Raw genomic sequence first — 5027 nt, 5'->3', positions numbered from 1 at the left:
TTAAACGATGATCACTATAAAGAGTTAGGTGAAGACTTTTTACAGAAGCGAAACCAAGAACGAATGGAAAGATATTTTATCGCTAAGGTGCGTCAATTAGGATACGAAGTTCAGAAGAATACTGCATCATAACTACTGGAAACATTTACAACGATTATCCCGGGCATCCCTATACCCATTTTTATCTGGAAATTGATACCAAGCACTTGACATTTTTAGATCAGTATGACCCGGGAGGGAATTATTTTCATATCAAAGATTTACACGTCCACAGTCGAGTTCGGACGAAGGAGTAATTAAAGTCCGCTTAGAGGCTAAAGAACGGAGCCCTCAAAAAAAAATCTGGTTATTTCTATGATGGAGTCAGTTTAAGGGCTAATACCCGTTCTTCAGCCCCTACGCTAAGTACGAACTCGAAGGCTTTTCTTAGCAAATTCTTTAGTTCTGCTGATGTAAAAAGGACTGACACTTTATTCCCACTTAAGATGCGAGACTCATAGTGGTGGTTAGCTATCGGATAATAGGCACTCGTCAAAATGTGGAGTGCCTTTTTATCTCATTTAACTTTATATTGGGGGGGATTGCCGTGGAGACAAGGGATGAGGGGAAAAAACGCTTTCATGTTTTAATGTCTCAACTTCAGTTGCCTGAAGAAATCTCTACCTATTTTTCCGGTGGAATTTTAGAGCGATTAATTCTGTCAAAAAAAAATAAAAGCTGGATATTTCAGATTTTGCTTCCTAAATTGCTTCCAGTAAACGTATACCAAATATTTATTCAGAGGCTGCGGACAACGTTTCACTTTATAGACAAGGTTGATTGCCAGATTCGATATGTTGAAACGGTTAAACTATCCTATTTTTTTAATGAGTATTGGTTGGATATGAAGCAACAGCTATCTCAATCAATCAATTCTACGACAAAGATATTAAATGAGTGGGAATACGATGAAGCAAAAAAAAAATTATTTTTCTTTGTGCCAAATGAGGTTCATCTAGATTTTATGAAGAAAAAAGAAGTGGCCAAAAAGATCGAAGAATATATTTATCATGTAATTGGTGAAAATGTACCTGTATCTTTTTGTGTGCGTGAAAATGAAGAAATGATTGAACAATTTCAGACAAACCTTATGAAAGAAGATAAAAACCTAGCCCAAGAAGCCATGACAATGAGAGAACAGGCAGCTAATCCAGATAAGAATATGCTGGTTCAACCTGTAAATTTTGATCAATTGATCGGCTATGAAATTAAAGATGACCCCGTACCCTTAAAGAGTATCATCGGTGAAGACAGAAGAGTCACCATCCAAGGTGTTATTTTTGAATCAGAATTGAGGGAATTAAAAAGTGGAAGATATCTATTAAACTTATATATCACTGACTATACTGATTCTATTTTAGTAAAAATATTCTCCAAAGATTCAGAGGATATTCCATCACTTAAATCTGTCAAAAACGGAGATTGGATAAAAGTAAGGGGCAATATTCAATACGACACGTTTGAACGTGATTTGGTGATGTTGGCAAATGATGCAAACCGCATTCCCCGGATCGAAAGAGTGGATGATGCGGAAGAAAAAAGGGTTGAGCTCCACCTTCATACGACCATGAGTGCAATGGATGCAGTCACATCAGTGTCTAAACTGATTGAGCAGGCTGCCAAATGGGGTCATAAAGCAATTGCCGTTACTGATCATTCAGTGGTCCAAGCTTTCCCTGAGGCTTACTACGCTGGGAAAAAGAATGGGATTAAGATTATTTATGGGGTGGAGGCAAACGTGATCAATGATTCCATCCCTATTGTACACCAACCTGAGGAAAGGGAAATCACCGATGACACATATGTCATCTTTGATATTGAAACCACCGGGTTATCTGTTGTTAATCATCAAATCATTGAGCTTGCCGGGGTAAAAATGAAGGGCGGGAAAGTGATCGACCGTTTTGAATCCTTTGTAAATCCCCATGAGAAACTTCCGGAAAATATAATTTCCCTTACCCATATTACAGATGAGATGCTGAAGGGGGCACCTGAGCTGGAAGAGGTACTGTCCGAATTTATAAAATTTATCGAGGGATGTACCCTTGTTGCCCATAACGCCCGTTTTGACATGGGCTTCATTCAGCAGGGATGTAAAAAAATAGGGATGGATGAAGTAAAGAATCCCGTTTTGGACACGTTGGAATTAGCCCGTTTCCTTTATCCTGACATGAAAAATCATCGCTTAAATACCCTGGCTGAAAAATTTCAAGTTACTTTGGAAAACCATCATCGCGCTGTGGACGACGCCGCAGCCACGGGCCTTATTTTATGGGAGATGATTAAAGATCTGTCAAACAGAAATATTAAACTTCAGCACCGTTTAAATGATTTTGTGGGCAAAGACTATCAGAATGCCAGGCCCTTTCACTGCAATGTATACGCCAAGAATGAGGTTGGAAAGAAGAATTTGTACCGATTGGTTTCCCTGGCACATACGACCTATTTAAACAAGACCCCCCGTATTCCCAAAAGTATTCTGGAAGAACTGAGGGAAGGCTTAATTATTTCTTCAGGTTGTGAAAAAGGGGAATTATTTGAAACGGTTCTTAATAAAAGCTTGGAAGAAGCAGAAGAAGTTGCTAAATTTTATGATGTCTTAGAAATCCAGCCTGTACAAATAAATCTCCATTTGGTAGACAAAAAATTAGTAGAAAGTGAGTTAGTCTTAATAGAAGCAAATCGAAAAATTGTCAGTATTGGGGAAAAGTTGGGCAAACCCGTTGTAGCCACCGGTAATGTACATTATTTACATCCTGAAGATAAAATGTATAGGGAAATTTTGATTCATGGTATTACCGGGTTCAGTCCCCTAAAGGATCAGAGAAAGCCCGATGTTCATTTTCGAACAACCAATGAAATGTTGGAAGAATTTCTCTATCTTGGTGAAGAGAAAGCAAAGGAAGTCGTTATCATTAATCCCTCTAAAATTGCCGATCAGGTGGAAGAACTGCAAATTATTCCTGACAAACTCTTTCCGCCAAAGATAGAAGGAGCAGATGAAGAGATTCGATCCATGAGCTACAATCGTGCAAAATCCATATACGGGGAGCCCCTGCCTGAAATTGTGGAACAAAGATTGGAAAAGGAATTAAACAGCATCATTACCCATGGATTTTCCGTGATCTATTTAATTTCACACAAACTGGTAAAAAACTCATTGGATAATGGATATTTGGTGGGAAGCAGGGGGTCCGTCGGATCATCCTTTGTAGCTACCATGACACAAATTACGGAAGTCAATCCGCTGCCGCCTCACTATGTATGTCTGTCTTGCCACTACAGCGAGTGGTTTACAAAAGGTGAATATGGGAGTGGATTTGATCTGCCCAATAAAGATTGTCCCAAATGCGGAACACCCCTAAAAGGGGATGGTCATGACATTCCCTTTGAAACCTTTTTAGGCTTTAAAGGGGACAAGGTTCCGGATATTGACCTTAATTTTTCCGGAGAATATCAAGCACACGCCCACAACTATACCAAGGTGCTGTTTGGTGAAGATTATGTATACCGTGCAGGAACCATTGGAACAGTGGCGGAGAAAACGGCCTTTGGTTTTACAAAAAAATATATGGAAGAAAAAAAATTGCAGTGGAGACAAGCGGAAATTAAACGGCTTGCCTATGGCTGCACAGGTGCGAAAAGGACAACGGGGCAGCATCCTGGGGGAATCATCGTTGTTCCAAATGATATGGATATTTATGATTTTTGCCCCATCCAATACCCTGCTGATGACAAAACATCAGAGTGGAAAACAACCCACTATGATTTTCACTCGATCCATGACAATCTTCTTAAGTTGGACATATTGGGACACGATGATCCCACGGTGATTCGTATGCTTCAAGATTTAACTGGTGTTGATCCAGAGACAATACCCATTACTGATGAAAAAATTATGCAGCTTTTCTCCGGAACAGAAGTTTTAGGGGTAACCCCTGAACAAATAAACAGTAATGTAGGAACCTATGGGATTCCCGAGTTTGGAACAAAATTTGTTAGACAGATGCTAGAAGAAACGAAGCCATCTACTTTCGCTGAATTAGTTCAAATCTCTGGTTTATCTCACGGGACAGATGTTTGGTTAAATAATGCACAAGAATTGATTCATTCAGGTATAGCCTTAAAAGACGTTATAGGATGTCGAGATGACATCATGGTATATCTTATTCATAAAGGATTGGAACCATCCCGGGCATTTAAAATCATGGAAAAGGTTCGAAAGGGCAAAGGATTGGATGAAGAGGATATTTCCTATATGAAGGAGTTTCAGGTACCTGATTGGTATATTGGGTCATGCCAAAAGATTAAATATATGTTTCCAAAAGCCCATGCTACGGCTTACGTTTTGATGGCTCTTCGGATAGCATACTTTAAAGTGTATTATCCCGCTTATTTTTACGCCACATACTTTACGGTAAGGGCAGATGATTTTGATCTTGAATTGGCCATCAAGGGAAGTGACGCCATTCGAAAAAGGATAGATGAAATCACAGAAATGGGAAATCAGGCGTCACCAAAAGAGAAAAACCTCTTGACCATATTGGAAATGTGTCTGGAAATGCTGGAAAGGGGATTTTTCTTTCAATCCGTTGATTTATATCGTTCCCATGCCACTCATTTTTTAGTTGATGGAAATATCTTAATTCCACCTTTTAATTCTATCCCGGGTGTCGGTACCAATGCTGCCCTAAATATTGCAAAGGCCAGGGAAAAAGGGGAGTTTTTATCCAAAGAGGATCTCCAGGAAAGAGCAAGGGTATCAAAACCTGTTTTGGATTTATTGGAAAAATTTAACTGTTTAAACCATCTGCCGGATACAAATCAGCTAACTTTGTTTTAATGACAAATATAAAATAAAAGAGCTATTTGCGATGTTCGGGAAACCAGATGAGACAAGGGTTTAGAGAAAGGCGAAAATAAATTTTACCCCAAAAACAAGCGGAAAAATGCGGGTTAATAGGAGTAAAAAAAGAGGCTAGGCAAAA

Annotated in this window: 2 protein-coding genes; one reads left to right on the top strand and one right to left on the bottom strand. The window is 39.1% G+C overall.

All coding sequences use genetic code 11. The features are described from left to right. Positions 1 to 352 precede the first annotated feature (352 nt). Entirely contained in the window at positions 353 to 535 is a 183-nt protein-coding gene (locus L1765_RS15605) for a hypothetical protein (protein ID WP_236408415.1), read from the bottom strand. 51 nt (positions 536 to 586) lie between these two features. On the opposite strand from L1765_RS15605, the gene L1765_RS15600 reads away from it, so the two are divergent. Then, positions 587 to 4882 (top strand): PolC-type DNA polymerase III, encoded by a 4296-nt coding sequence (locus L1765_RS15600; RefSeq protein ID WP_329610069.1) that lies wholly within the window; start codon positions 587 to 589, stop codon positions 4880 to 4882. Positions 4883 to 5027: the final 145 nt, after the last annotated feature.

The sequence above is a fragment of the Microaerobacter geothermalis genome (genome assembly GCF_021608135.1).
In the GTDB taxonomy this organism is placed as follows: domain Bacteria; phylum Bacillota; class Bacilli; order DSM-22679; family DSM-22679; genus Microaerobacter; species Microaerobacter geothermalis.
Note: the sequence above shows the minus strand (reverse complement) of the source record. Positions and strands in the feature narration are given on the sequence as shown.